The sequence below is a fragment of the Dyella kyungheensis genome (assembly GCF_016905005.1).
Lineage (GTDB): Bacteria > Pseudomonadota > Gammaproteobacteria > Xanthomonadales > Rhodanobacteraceae > Dyella > Dyella kyungheensis.
Genome location: NZ_JADIKC010000004.1, coordinates 1 through 14997 on the forward strand (window position 1 = coordinate 1; position 14997 = coordinate 14997).

The 14997-nt window shown below is 64.5% G+C and carries 15 protein-coding genes and 1 rRNA gene; 14 read left to right on the forward strand and 2 right to left on the reverse strand.

The features are described from left to right. Positions 1 to 79 (forward strand): 5S ribosomal RNA (rrf, locus tag ISP20_RS21840); the annotation flags it as partial. Positions 80 to 89: 10 nt separating this feature from the next. On the opposite strand, the gene ISP20_RS09940 is transcribed toward rrf, so the two are convergent. Then, complete coding sequence (locus ISP20_RS09940) at positions 90 to 368, reverse strand: hypothetical protein (RefSeq protein WP_204635942.1); 279 nt, start codon at positions 366 to 368, stop codon at positions 90 to 92. A 23-nt stretch (positions 369 to 391) separates the two neighbouring features. Between ISP20_RS09940 and ISP20_RS09945 the strand changes: the two genes are divergently transcribed. Beyond that, positions 392 to 952 (forward strand): TIGR00645 family protein, encoded by a 561-nt coding sequence (locus tag ISP20_RS09945; protein ID WP_204635943.1) that lies wholly within the window; start codon positions 392 to 394, stop codon positions 950 to 952. A gap of 64 nt (positions 953 to 1016) precedes the next feature. After that, positions 1017 to 2516 (forward strand): glycerol kinase GlpK, encoded by a 1500-nt coding sequence (gene glpK / locus ISP20_RS09950; protein WP_204635944.1) that lies wholly within the window; start codon positions 1017 to 1019, stop codon positions 2514 to 2516. Positions 2517 to 2572: 56 nt separating this feature from the next. On the opposite strand, the gene ISP20_RS09955 is transcribed toward glpK, so the two are convergent. Further along, positions 2573 to 3508 carry a carbohydrate kinase family protein gene (locus ISP20_RS09955; RefSeq protein WP_204635945.1) on the reverse strand — a complete coding sequence of 312 codons (936 nt, stop codon included), beginning with the start codon at positions 3506 to 3508 and terminating at the stop codon, positions 2573 to 2575. Positions 3509 to 3789: 281 nt separating this feature from the next. Here ISP20_RS09955 and ISP20_RS09960 point away from each other — a divergent pair, with 281 nt between their 5' ends. From ISP20_RS09960 to lipA, 11 genes are all read left to right on the forward strand, one after another. Next, complete coding sequence (locus ISP20_RS09960) at positions 3790 to 4836, forward strand: rod shape-determining protein (protein ID WP_204635946.1); 1047 nt, start codon at positions 3790 to 3792, stop codon at positions 4834 to 4836. A gap of 26 nt (positions 4837 to 4862) precedes the next feature. Further along, the gene (gene mreC, locus ISP20_RS09965) at positions 4863 to 5852 is read left to right on the forward strand and encodes a rod shape-determining protein MreC (RefSeq protein ID WP_204635947.1); all 990 of its coding nucleotides are present in this window, start codon (positions 4863 to 4865) and stop codon (positions 5850 to 5852) included. After that, entirely contained in the window at positions 5849 to 6334 is a 486-nt protein-coding gene (mreD, locus tag ISP20_RS09970; RefSeq protein ID WP_204635948.1) for a rod shape-determining protein MreD, read from the forward strand. The genes mreC and mreD overlap by 4 nt, the downstream gene beginning before the upstream one ends. A gap of 4 nt (positions 6335 to 6338) precedes the next feature. Further along, on the forward strand, positions 6339 to 8342 hold the full coding sequence (gene mrdA, locus ISP20_RS09975) for a penicillin-binding protein 2 (RefSeq protein ID WP_204635949.1): 2004 nt from the start codon (positions 6339 to 6341) through the stop codon (positions 8340 to 8342). A 44-nt stretch (positions 8343 to 8386) separates the two neighbouring features. Further along, on the forward strand, positions 8387 to 9457 hold the full coding sequence (gene rodA, locus ISP20_RS09980) for a rod shape-determining protein RodA (protein ID WP_239535675.1): 1071 nt from the start codon (positions 8387 to 8389) through the stop codon (positions 9455 to 9457). A 155-nt stretch (positions 9458 to 9612) separates the two neighbouring features. Continuing rightward, entirely contained in the window at positions 9613 to 10641 is a 1029-nt protein-coding gene (gene mltB / locus ISP20_RS09985; RefSeq protein ID WP_204635951.1) for a lytic murein transglycosylase B, read from the forward strand. After that, on the forward strand, positions 10638 to 11582 hold the full coding sequence (locus tag ISP20_RS09990; RefSeq protein ID WP_204635952.1) for a septal ring lytic transglycosylase RlpA family protein: 945 nt from the start codon (positions 10638 to 10640) through the stop codon (positions 11580 to 11582). Before mltB ends, ISP20_RS09990 begins: the two co-directional genes overlap by 4 nt. 58 nt (positions 11583 to 11640) lie before the next feature. Then, entirely contained in the window at positions 11641 to 12873 is a 1233-nt protein-coding gene (locus ISP20_RS09995) for a D-alanyl-D-alanine carboxypeptidase family protein (protein WP_204635953.1), read from the forward strand. A 13-nt stretch (positions 12874 to 12886) separates the two neighbouring features. Beyond that, positions 12887 to 13174, forward strand: coding sequence for a YbeD family protein (locus ISP20_RS10000; RefSeq protein ID WP_204635954.1), 288 nt, complete (start codon positions 12887 to 12889; stop codon positions 13172 to 13174). A 129-nt stretch (positions 13175 to 13303) separates the two neighbouring features. Beyond that, complete coding sequence (gene lipB / locus ISP20_RS10005; RefSeq protein ID WP_156171363.1) at positions 13304 to 13972, forward strand: lipoyl(octanoyl) transferase LipB; 669 nt, start codon at positions 13304 to 13306, stop codon at positions 13970 to 13972. A gap of 10 nt (positions 13973 to 13982) precedes the next feature. Then, positions 13983 to 14984 (forward strand): lipoyl synthase, encoded by a 1002-nt coding sequence (lipA, locus tag ISP20_RS10010; RefSeq protein WP_204635955.1) that lies wholly within the window; start codon positions 13983 to 13985, stop codon positions 14982 to 14984. The last annotated feature ends 13 nt before the right edge of the window (positions 14985 to 14997 follow it).

Here is a 14997-nt window from a genome sequence, read left to right on the forward strand (position 1 = left end):
CCATCCCGAACTCGGAAGTGAAACGCAGCTGCGCCGATGGTAGTGTGAATTCTCATGCAAGAGTAGGTCACCGCCAGGGGCTTTATCCCTCAAACGCCTTCCCATCCGGGAAGGCGTTTGTCTTTGTGCGGTTTGGAAATATCCCGCTGAAAACCCCGTAAAAACAGCTGTTTTTGCCCGGCGCGATCGCGCCCGAGCATCGGCCGTCGACGCCGATCATCAGGCGCGTCGCGAATAGACGTCCAGACGTCCTCGGCGGCGATTGCATCGCTGACTGGCCCCGCGATGACGCGGCCTTCTTGCCTGCGCCTGAATGAGTACGCGAAGTGGGATGCTGTCTGTCGCACAAATTTGCGATGATCGGACATCCCCTACCCACCATGTGACGCGTATGACGACTCCTCAGAAGAGCCGCCTTGGTCCGCTTTCCTATCTGATCTTTTCCTCTCGCTGGCTGCAGTTGCCCCTATACCTGGGCCTGATCGCCGCCCAGGCAATCTATGTCGTGCAGTTCGTGCGCGAGCTGTGGCATCTCGTTGACACCACGCTGCTTGGCCATGTGGTCGAAGGTGCCGGTGCGGAAAGCGCCGAGACGACCATCATGCTGACCGTGCTGGGCCTGATCGACGTGGTGATGATTTCCAATCTGCTGGTGATGGTGATCGTTGGCGGTTACGAAACGTTCGTCTCGCGGTTGAAGCTGGAAGGCCATCCGGATCAGCCCGAATGGCTTTCGCATGTGAATGCGACGGTGCTGAAGGTGAAGTTGGCGATGGCCATCATCGGCATCTCCTCTATCCACCTGCTCGCGACCTTCATCAAGGCCGATACCCTCAACGCGGAGACGATCAAATGGCAGGTGCTGCTGCACCTGGCGTTCGTGGTGTCAGCGCTGGCCCTCGCCTTCATCGATCGCATCATGCAGCCGGGCGAGAAGGCCGGCGCGCACTGACGATCCCCGAGGATCGAACTGCTACGCTTGGCGCATCAGCCAAGCGCAGCAGGGGCCGGCAGGCGTGGAACAGCGTTACATCCTTGCCCTCGACCAGGGAACGACGAGTTCGCGGGCCATCTTGTTCGATCACTCCGGCTCGGTCGTCGGCGTCGCGCAGCGCGAATTTGCCCAGGTCTTTCCGCAGCCGGGTTGGGTGGAACACAACCCGCGCGAGATACTCACCAGCATCCTGGTCACGGTGACGGAGCTGCTGGCCAACACGCAGGTCGAACTTGGTGAAATAGCGGCCATTGGCATCACCAACCAGCGCGAGACCACCGTGGTGTGGGATCGCGCCACCGGCCAGCCCATCCATAACGCCATCGTCTGGCAGTCGCGCCAGAGCCTGGATATCTGCGAGCAACTCAAGCGGGATGGCTGCGAGCCGTTGGTGCGCGAGCGGACGGGTTTGCTGATCGATGCCTATTTCTCGGCGACCAAGCTTCGCTGGATCCTCGATCACGTGGATGGCGCGCAGCAACGAGCCGCACGCGGCGAGCTGCTGTTCGGCACCATCGACAGCTGGTTGATCTGGAATCTCAGCGGTGGCACGGCACACGTCACCGATGTCAGCAATGCTGCACGCACCTTGCTCTACGACATCCATCGTCGCTGCTGGGACGATGATCTGCTCGCCATGCTCAACATCCCGCGCGCGATGCTGCCGGAGGTTCGTTCGAGCAGCGAAGTCTATGCACACACGGCGCCGACGCAGTTCTTCGGTGCGCGCGTACCTATCGCGGGCGTGGCCGGTGACCAGCAGGCCGCGCTGTTCGGGCAGGCCTGTTTCACTGCGGGCATGGCCAAGAATACCTATGGCACCGGCTGCTTCATGCTGATGAACACGGGCGAGCAGGCCGTATCGTCGACGCATGGCCTGCTGACGACCATTGCCTGGCAGCTCGGCGATCGCGTGGACTATGCGCTGGAGGGCAGCATCTTCGTGGCCGGCTCGGTGATCCAGTGGCTGCGCGATGGTTTGCGCATGCTGGGCAAGGCATCCGACTCGCAGGCGTATGCGGAGCGGGTGGCGTCGAGCGATGGCGTGTACATGGTGCCGGCCTTCGTGGGCCTGGGCGCGCCGTATTGGCGCAGCGACGTCCGCGGCGCGGTGTTCGGGCTGAGCCGGGGCACCAGCAAGGAGCACTTCGTGCGGGCTGCGCTGGAGTCGATGGCGTACCAGTCGCGCGACGTGCTCACTGCGATGGAGGCGGACGCCGGCATGGCACTCAAGGAGCTGCGTGCCGACGGCGGCGCCATCGCGAACGATTTCATGGCGCAGTTCCAGAGCGACATGCTCGGCGTGCCGGTATTGCGTCCACGCGTGCAGGAAACCACGGCGTTGGGCGCGGCCTATCTGGCGGGCTTGGCCGTCGGCTTCTGGCAGAGCTGCGAAGAGATCGCCAGCCTGTGGCAGGTGGACCGTCGCTTCGAACCGCAGATGCGCGAAACCGAACGAGACCAGCTCTATCGCGGCTGGCAGGACGCCGTGAACGCCACCATGGGTTTCCGCGTGGGTTGAAACGAACGAGGCCTCCGCGATGGAGGCCTCGTCGTTCACGCATGGTGCGGCAAAGCTCAGTCGATGGCGTAACCGAACTGGTCTTCGAACGCCTTGGAGAACTGCGCGTAGTCGAAGTGCTGGTTCTGCGTGCCCGGGTGCTCCACCTTCAGCGCGCCCATCAGTGAGGCCATGCGGCCCACGGTCGGCCAGTCCTTGCCCTTCATGATGCCGAAGATCAGGCCGGCGCGATAAGCGTCGCCACAGCCCGTGGGATCGACCACCTGGCGCTCGCGTGCCGGCGGGATCTCATGGGTGGTGCCTTCGGTATGGATGTGCGAGCCGCGCGGGCCGAGCGTGACGATGTACGCCTTCACGCGCGAAGCGATCTCCTGCGCGCTCCAACCGGTGCGCTGCTGCAGCAGCTGCGACTCGTAGTCGTTGACGATCACGTAGGTCGCCTTTTCGATCATCGAGCGGAACTCGGCGCCGTCGAACAACGGCATGGCCTGGCCCGGATCGAAGATGAAGGGCACGCCGCGTGCGGCGAACTCATCCACGTGCTGCAGCATGGCGTCGCGGCTGTCCGGCGCCACGATGGCGAAGCTGATCTCCGGGATGTCGCGCACGTGGTTCTTGTGCGCGCTCAGCATGGCGCCCGGGTGAAAGGCGGTGATCTGGTTGTTGTCCAGATCGGTGGTGATGAAGCACTGCGGGGTGAACTGGTCGTCGAACACGCGCACGTAGTCCATGCGGATGCCGCACTTTTCCATGTGCACCTGGTACGGGCCGAAGTCCTGGCCGACCGTCGCCACCGGCAGCGGATCGGCGCCCAACAGCTTGAGGTTATAGGCAATATTGCCGGCGCAGCCGCCGAATTCGCGACGCATGCGGGGCACCAGGAACGACACGTTCAGGATATGAACCTGGTCGGGCAGGATGTGGTTCTTGAACTGGTCCTGGAACACCATGATGGTGTCGTAAGCAAGCGATCCGCAAATGACGGCTGACATGATGCGAGGATATTCCTGGCAGATGAATAGGCAGTCCGGGCAGCGTAACGCCAGCCTGGCTCAAAGTTCCCGATCATACCGGGAAGTTGTGCGGCCCGCGACTTTCTTGCGAGCGGCAGGGCATTTGAGGGAACTCTCAAAAGCCACACAAAGGACGCGTAAAAGTCTCATATCACAGCGTAAACAAAGGCTTTCTTAACGAGAATGTCCTTGCGGTCCTGTGGGTTGCTGACTAGACTGGCGCGCTTACTTTTTAGCCACAGCCGACACACGGCGGACCCATGTTCAAGAAGTTTCGCGGCTTTTTCTCCAACGACATTTCGATCGACCTTGGCACGGCCAATACCCTTATTTACGTGAGGGGACAGGGCATTGTGCTGAACGAACCGTCGGTGGTGGCGATTCGTCAGGATCGTGGCCCGGGTGGTCCCCGTGCCGTGGCCGCCGTGGGTACCGAGGCCAAGCGCATGCTGGGCCGTACGCCCGGCAACATCGCCACGGTGCGTCCGATGAAGGATGGCGTGATCGCCAACTTCTCGATGACCGAGGCCATGCTGCAGCACTTCATCAAGCAGGTGCACAAGTCGCGCATGCTCCGCCCGAGCCCGCGCGTGCTGGTTTGCGTGCCCTGCGGCTCCACCCAGGTGGAACGCCGCGCGATCAAGGAATCGGCCGAAGGCGCCGGTGCCCGTGACGTGTTCCTGATCGAGGAGCCGATGGCGGCCGCGATCGGCGCCGGTATCCCGGTGCACGAGGCGCGCGGCTCGATGGTGCTGGATATCGGCGGCGGCACCTCCGAAGTGGCGGTGATCTCGCTCAACGGCATCGTCTACTCGCAGTCCGTGCGTGTGGGCGGCGACCGCTTCGACGAAGCGATCATCAACTACGTGCGCCGCAACCACGGCACGCTGATCGGCGAATCCACCGCCGAGCGCATCAAGCTTGAGATCGGTTGCGCTTTCCCGCAGACCAACGTGAAGGAAATCGAGATTTCCGGCCGTAATCTGGCGGAAGGCGTGCCGCGCATGTTCACCATCAACTCCAACGAAGTGCTGGAAGCGCTGCACGAGCCGCTGTCGGGCATCGTGGCGGCGGTGAAGTCGGCACTTGAGCAGACTCCGCCGGAACTGTGCTCCGACGTCGCCGAGCGCGGCATCGTGCTCACCGGCGGCGGCGCGCTGCTGCGCGACCTGGATCGCCTGATCTCCGAGGAAACCGGCTTGCACGTGCAGGTGGCCGATGAGCCGCTGACCTGCGTGGCCCGTGGCGGCGGCAAGGCGCTGGAGCTGATCGATCAGCACGGCAGCGACTTCTTCGCTCCCGAGTAACCCATACGACAGGGGCGGGTTAAGCCATGGCGCTTGCGCGCGAGGAATCCTCGCCCCTGTTTGCCGGTACCGTCGCCGGTACCCTCAGGCTCATTCTTTATCTTGCGCTGGCCATGGTGCTGATGGTGCTCGACCATCGCAACGGCTGGATCTGGCGCCTGCGTTATGCCACCTCGGTGCTGGTGGAGCCGGTGTATCGGCTGGCCAGCCTGCCGGCGTCCGGCATGCATACGCTCAGCGTGGCGTTCTCCGACCGCAAGCTGCTGACCGAGCAGAACCAGCGCCTGCGCGAAGACCTGTTGCTCGCCAACGCCAAGCTCAACCGCATGGCGGCGGTGGCCGAGCAGAACGAGCGTCTCAAGCAATTGCTGGATACGCAGCACAGCCTCGATCTCAACGTACAGCTGGCCCGCGTGATCGACGTGGACCTGGGCTCGTACCGTCACCGCATGCTGGTCAACGTGGGCTCGCACGATGGCGTGAAGCCTGGCCAGGTAGTGATCGACGCGCACGGCGTGATGGGCCAGGTGGTGGAAGTGATGCCGCGCACCTCGCTGGTGATGCTGGTGACCGATCCCGACCATGCCATTCCGGTGGTTGTCGAGCGCACCGGCCTGCGCACCGTGGCCTACGGCACGCGCGATGGCGACCTGCTGAGCCTGCCGAACATCTCCATGGCGGCCGACGTGCATCCGGGCGACAAGCTGCTCTCTTCCGGTCTGGGCGGTCGTTTCCCGCCGGGATTCCCTGTAGGCGAAATCCGTAGCGTGGAACCGGCGGCGTCGGGCATGTTCCTGGAAGGGCGCGCGCGTCCTTCGGCGGATCTGGATCGCAGCGACAACGTGCTGCTGCTGCACGATCTGGCCGAACCGGCAGGTCCGCCCGCACCAGCCGCACCGGTGGGTCCGCCCGCCGACCTCGCGCCTGCACCGAGCGCCAGTGCGGCGGCACCGCCGCGCGCCAACGCGACGCCTGCGCAAACGCCGCCGGCCACCACGAATCCGGTGCAGCCATGAGCAAACCTCGCATCAGCCTGATCTGGTTCGTCGGCACGCTGGTCTTCGCGGTGCTGTCCATGCTGATTCCGCTGCCGGCGCCGCTGCAGCCGTTCAAGCCGTATTGGCCGGCGCTGTTCCTGCTGTACTGGGCATTGGAGTCGGGCGAGCGCGTGACGCTTGGCCTGGCTTTCGTGATCGGCCTGAGCGCCGACCTGCTCGACGGCGTGTTGCTGGGCGAGCAGGCGATGCGGTTGTGCGCATTGGTGTTCATCGTGCTGCGTTTCCGTTCGCGCCTGCGCTTCTTCCCGATGTGGCAGCAGACCCTGGCGGTGCTGGCCTTGCTGCTGAACGACCGCGTGCTGCTGCTGATCGTGCGCACCTTCGCGGGTGACGCGTTGCCGCCCGCCACGTGGTGGATCTCGCCGTTCGTCGGCGCTGCGCTATGGCCGTTCCTGTTCCTGCTGATGGACGACCTGCGCATGCGTTTGCGCATCCAGTAACGCCATGGCCCTGCGGCGACGATCCATCAAGAACACCCGCGGCGAAGCCACGCTCTTTCGCGTGCGCGCGATGGTGGGTTTCGCGCTGATCCTGCTGGGCCTGGGCGTGCTGGTGGTGCGCTATCACTACCTGCAGGTGCAGCGTCACGACGAATTCGCGCTGCGCTCGGAAAACAATCGCGTGAAGCCGCGTGCGATTCCGCCGGCACGCGGTCTCATCTTCGACCGCTCGGGCGTGTTGCTGGCCGATAACGTGCCGGCGTTCCGCCTGGAAGTGGTGCCCGAGCAGGTGAAGGATCTGCCGGCCATGCTGGCCGCCATCCGCGAAGTCGTGCCGCTGGACGACAGCGACATCGACGCGTTCAAGAAGCAGCTCAAGCAGAATCGCCGCTTCGACAGCGTGCCGCTGAAATTGCACCTGACCGAAGACGAGATTGCCCGTTTCGCCATCAATCGCTGGCGTTTTCCGGGGCTGGACGTGGTGCCGTACCTGACTCGTCGCTACCCCTACGGCCCGTTGTTCGCGCATGTGGTGGGCTACGTGAGCCGCATCGACGCCGACGACCTGACCCGGCTCGATGCCGATCGCTACAAGGGCACCAGCCATGTCGGGCGCAGTGGCCTGGAGCGTTCCTATGAGGACGTGTTGCACGGCGAACCCGGTTACGAGCTGGTCGAAGTGAACGCCGACAACCGCGTGCAGCGCGTGCTGGAAACCCACGCACCCACGCCCGGCAAGAATCTCTATCTCAACATCGACGTGCGCGTGCAGAAGGCAGCCACCGATGCGTTCCAGGGGCGGCCGGGCTCGGCGGTGGCGATCGATCCGCGCAATGGCCAGGTGCTGGCGATGGTCAGCGTGCCGAGCTTCGATCCGAACCTGTTCGTCAACGGCATCAGCAAGGCCGACTACACCGGCTACATGAACGCCGAAGACAAGCCGCTGCTCAATCGCGCGCTGAAGAGCGCGTATCCGCCGGGTTCGACGGTGAAGCCGTTCCTGGCGTTGGGTGGTTTGGAGCTGGGTATTCGTCGTCCGGAAGACACCGTGTTGTCGACGGGCGAGTTCTGCATACCGGGGCAGCAGCGTTGTTATCGCGATGACACGCGTGGCGGCGATGGCACGGTGAACATGGTGCGTGCGATCGAGAAGTCGACCAACACGTATTTCTATCGACTTGCTTTGGACATGGGCATTGATCGGCTCGCCAGTTGGATGGGTAGCTTGGGTTTCGGCAAGAAGACCGGTATCGATCTGCTAGGTGAGGCGGAAGGTATTTTGCCTTCGCGTGAATGGAAGGCGACGCGCAGCAAATTCCCCTGGTTCCAGGGCGAAACCATCATCGCGGGCATTGGCCAAGGCTACTGGACCGTCACTGCATTGCAGTTGGCGCACGCCACGGCGACGTTCGCTGGACACGGCACGCCCTACGCGCCGCGTCTCGTCATGGCGACTGCTGTCGTGAAGGAGCATCCCGTGCCCTTGCCGAATCCGCCGTCCGGGCCGTCGGTCATTCGTAAACCGCATGAATGGGAAGTGGTGAATCAGGGCATGGAGGCGGTGATCACGGGCGGTACCGCCAAGGGCCAGTTCACCGGCTTTCCTTTTGTCGTAGCCGGCAAGAGCGGCACCGCAGAGCGCTTTTCCCGCCGCACCAACGACTACGACAACAACAAGAATCTGGCGTATCTGGCAACGCGTCACCGCGCCTGGTTCATCGCCTATACGCCGGCCGAAGCGCCGCGCATCGCTGTGGTGGCCATGCTGGAATCCGGCGCCTGGGGTGCCTCTGACGCAGGCCCCATCGTGCGCAAGGTGATGGAAGCATGGCTTGCCTCGACAGGCGGCCCGGTACCGCCGACGAATACGCTGGAAAACGTTCCCGCCACGCCGTCCAGCACGCCCGAACTACCCGAAGACACACCGGTCGCCACACCCGCCGACATGTCCGCCATGCCCGCCGACAGCACCAGCACGGCGCCGCCCGACGACGGAGGCAACCCGTGATCGACGAGCTGCAGGTACGCCTGGTGCGCTTCATCCGCCGCCTGATGACGCGACCGCGCATCGATATTCCGCTCGCCTTCGGCCTGATCCTGCTGGCCAGCGTGGGCCTGGTCACGCTGTACAGCGCCAGTGGCGGCAATATGGCGATGATCGGCGGACAGGCCGCGCGCTTCGTCATGGGCGGTGTGCTGGTGATGCTGATTTCGCGCATCCCGCCGTCGATGCTGCGCACCTGGACGCCGTGGCTGTTCGCCGGCAGCGTGATGTTGCTGCTGGTGGTGGCGGGCATCGGCGAGGTGCGCAGCGGCTCCAAGCGCTGGCTGGATCTGGGCGTGGTGTCGTTCCAGCCGTCGGAGCTGCTCAAGCTCACCATGCCGATGATGGTGGCCTGGTACCTGCATCCGCGGCAGCTGCCGCCGAGCTGGAAGGACATCGTCGTCGTCGGCATGCTGATCGCCATTCCGGCCGGTCTGATTGCGGAGCAGCCGGATCTGGGCACGGCCTTGCTGGTGTCCGCGGCGGGCGCGTTCGCGCTGTTTCTGTCGGGCATGCGCTGGTGGAAGATCGGCAGCCTGCTGGCCGTCGTGGGCGCGATGGTTCCGGTGGCCTGGCACTTCCTGCACGAATACCAGCGCAATCGCGTGCGCACGCTGCTCGATCCGGAATCCGATCCGCTCGGCAACGGCTGGCACATCATCCAGTCGCAGATTGCGGTGGGTTCCGGCGGCGTGTTTGGCAAGGGCTGGCAGCATGGCACGCAGTCGCGCCTGGACTTCCTGCCCGAGCACACCACCGACTTCATTTTTGCGGTGTTTTCCGAGGAATTCGGCCTGGTTGGCGTGATCGGCGTGATGCTGCTGTACGCCTTCATCATCGGCCGCTGCCTGTGGATTGCGATGGAGGCGCGCGACACTTATTCGCGCCTGCTCGCCGGCGCCATCGGCATGAGCTTCTTCGTCTACGTGTTCGTCAACGGCGGCATGGTGGCGGGCATGTTGCCGGTGGTGGGCGTGCCGATGCCGTTGATCAGCTACGGCGGCACCTCGGCGGTGTCGCTGCTGACCGGGTTTGGGGTGCTGATGTCGATTTACGCCAACCGCAAGATCCACAAGTAGAGGCACATTGCTGTCGCGCACAGGTGCGCTCCCACAAGGGGACTGACTTTGTGGGAGCGCACTTGTGCGCGACAGGTTCTCGCGAAAAAGCAGCGGTTTTCGCCAGCCCGCATGCTAGGCTACCTTCGTAGCCGTTTACGACAGCGAAGTCATTCATGCCCTCGATTCCCGCGTCGCTCCCGACTCGTCGCCTTGTTGCCACGCTGGGCCTCCTTCTCGCCGCTGCAAGCATGCCGGCGTTCGCGCAAACCCATCCCGGACAGGATCAGCTGGTCAGCGAAGTGGCCCGCGATACGGGCAAGAGCAGTGCATCGCTGAATGCCTTGCTGGATGGCGCTAAGAAGCAGCAGAGCATCCTCGATGCGATCAGCCGTCCCGCCGAAGCCAAGCCGTGGAAGGATTACCGGCCGATCTTCATGACGCCCCAGCGCATCAACGACGGCATCGCGTTCTATCGCGAGCATCGCGCCCTGTTGGAAAGTATCGGCAAGCAATACGGCGTGGCGCCCGAGTACATCGTGGCCATCGTGGGTGTGGAAACCTCGTACGGTCGCATCACCGGCAAATACAAGGTGCTCGATGCGCTGGTGACGCTGGGCCTGTATTACCCGCCGCGTGCCACCTATTTCCGCCAACAGCTGAAGGTGCTGCTGGAGTTGCCGGAGAACCATCTGGCGGGCCCCGTCGACGCGCTTACCGGGTCGTACGCGGGCGCGCAGGGCTGGGGGCAGTTCATGCCCGAGAGCATCCGCGACTTCGGCGTGGACGCCGATGGCGATGGCCGCATCGACCTGAAGAACTCGCTGCCTGACATCTTTGCCAGCGTCGCCAACTACTTCGCCAAGCATGGCTGGCAGACCGGTGGCCTGGTGGCCGCGCCGGCGCGGGCCGATGGCGCCGCCAAGCCCATTTCCGTCAAGGACTCCAAACCGCAATGGCCGCTCGAGCAGCTCGTAGCGTGGGGCTACGCACCCTTGCAGTCGATCAATCCCGGGCAGCCCACCAGCCTGCAGTCGCTGCAGGGCGCGGATGGCATGGAGTACTGGCTCACCTTCCAGAATTTCTACGTGATCACCACCTACAACCGCAGTCCGCTCTATGCGCTGGCGGTGCACCAGCTGGCGCAGGCCATCGCGCAAGGGGCGAACGGGCCGGGGAACGACGGGATGGACGCGACGCAATGAGCTGGCGGCTTGCGCTGCCACTTCTGTTGATGGCGCTGCTGGCCGGCTGCAGCGGCGGCAAGACCCGTCCCTCCAGCAGCCATGGCTCCACCTCGCGTGGTCCCTATGCCTCGGGCAGCAGCAGCGGATCGTCCGCGCCATCGCGCGGCGGCGTCAACGACGACACCAGCCGCCCGCAGAGCAGCCGTTATCGCGACGACACGGACAGCGTGCCGGCCGGCCCGCCGCCGGAAGTGATCGCCAAGTTGCCCGAGCCGGTGCCGAAGGTGGAGCCGCGCGCGCTCTACGGCAACAAGTCGCCTTACACCGTGCTGGGCCAGACCTACAACGTGCTGGCCTCGCCGAACGGTTATGTGGAGCGCGGCATCGCCTCGTTCTACGGCAACAAATTCCACGGGTACAAGACGTCCAGTCTCGAGGACTACGACATGTACCAGTTCAGCGCCGCGCACAAGACGCTGCCGATTCCCAGCTATGCGCGCGTGACCAACCTGGAAAACGGCAAGAGCGTGATCGTGCGCATCAACGATCGCGGTCCGTTCCACGAGAACCGCGTGATCGATCTCTCCTATGCCGCCGCCGTGCGCATTGGCGTCTGGCCCAAGGGCACCGGCCTGGTGGAAGTGCGGGCGATCGATCCGGCGCAGCCGCTTTCCGCCCAGACCCTGCCGCCGCCACCGCCCGCGCCCAAACCCGCCAGCCCGGGGCCCGGTATTTTCCTGCAGGTGGGCGCATTCTCCGACGGGGTCAACGCCGAGCGCGTGGCGCAGCAATTGCGTGTTGCCAATTTTGCGCCGGTACAGGTGGTGGATGCGCAAATCAACGGTCGCACGATCCGCCGCGTGCGCGTGGGCCCCCTCGCCAGCGTCGACCAGGCCGACGACGTGACCACGCGGATCGAGGGCATGGGCCTGCCCAGGCCGCAGGTCGCGGTAGACTGATGTATTGAAATTCTTGCGGCGCCACGGCGCCGCGATAGCCATTGGACCGAATCGAACGATGAACCTGATCCGCCGTACCCTCTCCTCGCTTGCCGTGGCCGCCCTGGTCGTCGGCACGGCCGTTGCCCAGCAGACCCCGCCCAAGCCCGTCCCGGTGCCGCGCCCGGTGATGCCTGAGGCCCCGGTGCCTCCGCCGCCGGATGTGGATGGCAAGAGCTGGGTGCTGATGGATTACGCCACCGGCCAGGTGCTCGCCTCGAAGGAGCCGGACCTGCGCGTGGAGCCGGCCTCGATCACCAAGATCATGACCGACTATGTGGTGTCTGCCGAAGTCGCCAACGGTAAAGTCCACATGAACGACCCGGTCACCATCAGTGAGAACGCCTGGCGCGGCGGCGGCGCGGGCACCGACGGTTCCACCAGCTTCCTCAAGCTCAACAGCCAGGTGCCGCTGAAGGACCTGCTGTACGGCCTGATCATCCAGTCCGGCAACGACGCCGCCATTGCGCTGGCCGAACACACGGCCGGCTCGGAACAGGCGTTCTCCGGCCTGATGAACGGTTATGCCAAGCAGTTGGGCATGACCAACACGAACTTCCAGAACGCATCGGGTTATCCGATCGCCAACCATTACTCCACGGCGCGCGACATCGCGATTCTTTCGCGCGCGCTGATCCACGACTTCCCCGAGGACTATGCGATCTCGGCGATCAAGGATTTCGAGTGGAACGGCATCAAGCAGCACAACCGCAACCTGCTGCTGTGGCGCGACCCGACCGTCGACGGCATCAAGACCGGCCACACGGCCGCGGCCGGTTTCTGCCTGGCCGCCTCGGCCAAGCAGGGCGACTCGCGCATGATCGCCATCGTGATGGGCTCGACCAACGAGAAGACCCGCGCCGACGCGGCCATGGCGCTGCTCAGCTACGGTTTTCGTTTCTACGAGACGCACAAGCTGTATGACAGCGGCAAGCCGCTGGCCACGCCCAGGCTGTGGAAGGGCCAGTCCAACCAGCTGCCGCTGGGCGTGAGCGACAACGTGCTGGTCACCGTCAAGCGTGGCGACTACGACAAGCTGCAGGCCACCCTGGACGTGCCGGCGACGCTGGTCGCGCCGTTCACCAAGGGCCAGCAGGTGGGTACGCTACGCGTCACGCTGGACGGCCAGCCGGTGCAGAACGTGCCGCTGATCGCCCTGGCCGATGCCCCGCAGGCCGGTTTCTTCGGGCGCCTGTGGGACAGCATCATGCTGTGGTTCCATAGCGACAAGAAGCCCGACGAAAAGAAGTGAGTGAGGTGCACTGATGCGCGATATCGACTCCATCGAGGCCCAAGAAGGCCAAGGCTTCCAGTTTCCCGGTGAATTCGAGATCACCGCGATGGGCAACGCCAGCGCCGATCTGCCGGCCCGCGTGCCGCAGATCCTCGAAGGCATCGGCGTGCACGTGCTACATGAGACGGTCAAGCAGCGCCATTCGCGCGAAGGCAACTTCATCTCGGTGACGGTGAGCTTCCGCGCCGAGACGCGCGAACAGTACGACGAGGCGCACGCCTCGCTGCGGGCCGATCCGGACATCCGCTACACGCTGTGAGGCGTGCTCGCGTCGGGACCTCGAGGCCTGGCGGGCTTTCGCGCCCACCAGGCCTTCAGTGACTTCCAGCCCTTGCAAGGGTGGTCTCACGACCGCAGATAATCACCTCCGTCCCCAGGTCATTCCTCCATGTCCCTGCCGCTCAAAGTTCGTCGTCTCGGTCGCCAGCCCTACGAGGCGACTTGGGAGGCGATGAGCCAATTCACCAACAACCGGGGCCCGGACACGCCCGACGAGCTGTGGCTGCTCGAACACGATCCGGTATTCACCCTCGGCCAGGCCGGCAAGACCGAACACGTGCTGGCGCCGGGCGATATCCCGGTGATCCATGTGGATCGCGGCGGCCAGGTGACCTATCACGGCCCCGGCCAGATCGTGGGCTACCCGATGATCGATCTGCGCCGTGCGGGTGTCAGCGTGCGTGAGCTGGTCAACAAGATCGAGCAGGCCATCATCGACACCATGGGCCACTGGAACATCGGCGCCGAGCGCCTCGAGGGCGCCCCGGGCGTCTACGTGGCGGGCGCCAAGGTGGCGGCGCTGGGCCTGCGGGTGCGCCGCGGCTGCAGCTTCCACGGCCTGGCCTTCAACGTGAACATGGACCTTGAGCCGTATCACCGCATCAATCCCTGTGGCTACAAGGGTTTGGCGGTCACTCAGGTGTTAGACTTGGGCGGTCCGTCGCGCCTGTCGGATGTCGAGGACGCCCTGGTGGAGGAGTTCTGCCGCCAGTTTGGATTCGTCGCCGAGGCGGCGCCCCCCATACTCCCTGAACTACCCGCTCGCGTAGCGGTCTGAGCTTGCCTACATGAGCGATATGTCCTCTTCCAAAGTCATCCCGATCAGCGTCGTTGGCGGTGCCCCCGTCGAAAAGCAGCTCGGCAATGACAAGATCGGGCTCAACCGCGCCGGTTTCGACACCAACGTGCCGACGCTGCGCAAGCCGAGCTGGATTCGCGTGCGGTTGCCGCAGGGCAACGCGGTGCAGCAGCTGAAGTCGCGCCTGCGCGAAAACTCGCTGGTGACGGTGTGCGAGGAAGCCTCGTGCCCGAACATCCACGAGTGCTTCAGCAAAGGCACGGCCACCTTCATGATCCTGGGCGAGGTCTGCACCCGCCGCTGCTCGTTCTGCGACGTGGCCCATGGCCGTCCGGCCGCGCCCGATCCGCTGGAACCGGCACGCCTGGCCGAGACCATCCGCGACATGCGCCTGAAGTACGTGGTGATCACCTCGGTGGATCGCGACGACCTGCGTGACGGCGGTGCCGAGCATTTCGCCGCCTGCATCCGCGCCACGCGCCATGCGGCGCCGAACATCAAGATCGAAATCCTCACGCCCGATTTCCGCGGCAAGGGCCGCATGGAACGCGCGCTGGAAGTGCTGAAGGATTTCCCGCCGGACGTGTTCAACCACAATCTGGAAACCGTGCCGCACCTCTATCGCGAAGTGCGCCCGGGTGCCGATTACCAGTGGTCGCTGGACCTGCTCAAGCGCTTCAAGGCGCAGCATCCGGACGTGCCGACCAAGTCCGGCATCATGCTGGGCCTGGGCGAGACGATGGAGCAGGTGCTCGAGACCATGCGCGATCTGCGTGCGCACGATGTGGACATGATCACCATCGGCCAGTACCTGCAGCCGACGCCGCATCACCACCCGGTGGTCCGTTACTGGACGCCGGACGAATTCAACGAACTGCGCGAAGCCGGCGAAGCGATGGGTTTCCATCACGTTGCCTCCGGCCCGCTGGTGCGCTCGTCCTACCACGCTGACCTGCAGGCTCACGCCGCGGGCGTCACTGAGAACGCCTGAAGAGGCCCAAGAG

What these genes read in the sequence shown, in the direction of transcription:
- mreC (WP_204635947.1), top strand. Translation starts at nt 4,863, where the DNA reads ATGGCGCTTGCGCGCGAGGAATCCTCGCCCCTGTTTGCCGGTACCGTC.
- lipA (WP_204635955.1), top strand. Translation starts at nt 13,983, where the DNA reads ATGAGCGATATGTCCTCTTCCAAAGTCATCCCGATCAGCGTCGTTGGC.
- ISP20_RS09945 (WP_204635943.1), top strand. Translation starts at nt 392, where the DNA reads ATGACGACTCCTCAGAAGAGCCGCCTTGGTCCGCTTTCCTATCTGATC.
- lipB (WP_156171363.1), top strand. Translation starts at nt 13,304, where the DNA reads ATGTCCCTGCCGCTCAAAGTTCGTCGTCTCGGTCGCCAGCCCTACGAG.
- ISP20_RS09990 (WP_204635952.1), top strand. Translation starts at nt 10,638, where the DNA reads ATGAGCTGGCGGCTTGCGCTGCCACTTCTGTTGATGGCGCTGCTGGCC.
- mltB (WP_204635951.1), top strand. Translation starts at nt 9,613, where the DNA reads ATGCCCTCGATTCCCGCGTCGCTCCCGACTCGTCGCCTTGTTGCCACG.
- mreD (WP_204635948.1), top strand. Translation starts at nt 5,849, where the DNA reads ATGAGCAAACCTCGCATCAGCCTGATCTGGTTCGTCGGCACGCTGGTC.
- ISP20_RS09940 (WP_204635942.1), bottom strand. Translation starts at nt 368, where the DNA reads ATGTCCGATCATCGCAAATTTGTGCGACAGACAGCATCCCACTTCGCG.
- ISP20_RS10000 (WP_204635954.1), top strand. Translation starts at nt 12,887, where the DNA reads ATGCGCGATATCGACTCCATCGAGGCCCAAGAAGGCCAAGGCTTCCAG.
- ISP20_RS09960 (WP_204635946.1), top strand. Translation starts at nt 3,790, where the DNA reads ATGTTCAAGAAGTTTCGCGGCTTTTTCTCCAACGACATTTCGATCGAC.
- rodA (WP_239535675.1), top strand. Translation starts at nt 8,387, where the DNA reads ATGACGCGACCGCGCATCGATATTCCGCTCGCCTTCGGCCTGATCCTG.
- ISP20_RS09955 (WP_204635945.1), bottom strand. Translation starts at nt 3,508, where the DNA reads ATGTCAGCCGTCATTTGCGGATCGCTTGCTTACGACACCATCATGGTG.
- ISP20_RS09995 (WP_204635953.1), top strand. Translation starts at nt 11,641, where the DNA reads ATGAACCTGATCCGCCGTACCCTCTCCTCGCTTGCCGTGGCCGCCCTG.
- mrdA (WP_204635949.1), top strand. Translation starts at nt 6,339, where the DNA reads ATGGCCCTGCGGCGACGATCCATCAAGAACACCCGCGGCGAAGCCACG.